This is a genomic window from Silvimonas sp., from assembly GCF_031291215.1.
Taxonomy (GTDB): Bacteria; Pseudomonadota; Gammaproteobacteria; order Burkholderiales; family Chitinibacteraceae; genus Silvimonas; species Silvimonas soli.
Genome location: NZ_JARLJK010000091.1, coordinates 1 through 1,013, shown reverse-complemented (window position 1 = coordinate 1,013; position 1,013 = coordinate 1). Strand labels below are relative to the sequence as shown.

At 51.9% G+C, this 1,013-nt stretch carries 1 protein-coding gene; it reads right to left on the bottom strand.

Annotated features, from left to right (window positions below; genetic code table 11):
• Positions 1 to 614 precede the first annotated feature (614 nt).
• A complete protein-coding gene (locus P4L78_RS10570; RefSeq protein ID WP_309328024.1) occupies positions 615 to 938 on the bottom strand; it encodes a DEAD/DEAH box helicase in 324 nt (107 codons plus the stop codon).
• Positions 939 to 1,013: the final 75 nt, after the last annotated feature.

Here is a 1,013-nt window from a genome sequence, read left to right as displayed (position 1 = left end):
TTCGTCAGTTCCGCGCGCGATCGTTTGGTCGGCTGCCTTGGTGTCGGTCTCATTTTGCGCGTGCACGTGGCGGTGCGACTGACGATGGATTCCACCACGGGTCGAGCAGGAATACGTGGTTCGCCGATGTCAGGTTGAGCCAAAACCGTTTACTTGCGCAAACCGTTTTAGATTAGGATGGGGCCGGAGCCCCCATGAATGAGTTCAGATCAGAACTCTGTCCCATTAATTTCTTGCGCGCATTCGATTCAGATCAGAAGTCATTGTGGACAAGCTTAGTAGGCTTGGAGGCGTGAAGCTCTAGGAGCCATTATTCTAATTGATCATTTACTGTAATTTCAGATGGTTTTCACGTGATTTCTCCTTTAATCATCAAGCTTCAAGTTGAGGCAACGTTTTGTTTGGGGCATTTAAATTTCTAAAATCTTAGACATTTCAGCCGACCGCTTTGTGGAATGAGGCGGAAGGATCTGGTGCCTGATGCGATGATGGAGCCCTTCGTAAGTGCGATTCGATGTTCGATTGAAGGTTGAATATTTTGTTTTTCATCACAGTTTGAAGAAATTTTACGCAACACTGAGCTCCATGCCATTGGCGGCGAGGTGGTCCTCACTTTACTTGAACAGGTGCAGCAAGTCGGATAGTCGATCGGCTTGCTGGTCCTCGCGCGACTTGGATGCGCGCGTCAACGCCGTGGTCGTCATCTGTCGCTTGGCGTCCTGCAGCTCCATGATCTTCTCCTCGACGCTGTCCTTGCAGATGAAGCGAACGATCTCGACGTCCCGAGTCTGGCCCAAACGGTGAACGCGATCGACGGCCTGATCCTCCGTGCTAACAACAGGGGAAAGAACGAGGCACAGAAAACAAACAAGTTCGTCAGTTCCGCGCGCGATCGTTTGGTCGGCTGCCTTGGTGTCGGTCTCATTTTGCGCGTGCACGTGGCGGTGCGACTGACGATGGATTCCACCACGGGTCGAGCAGGAATACGTGGTTCGCCGATGTCAGGTTGAGCC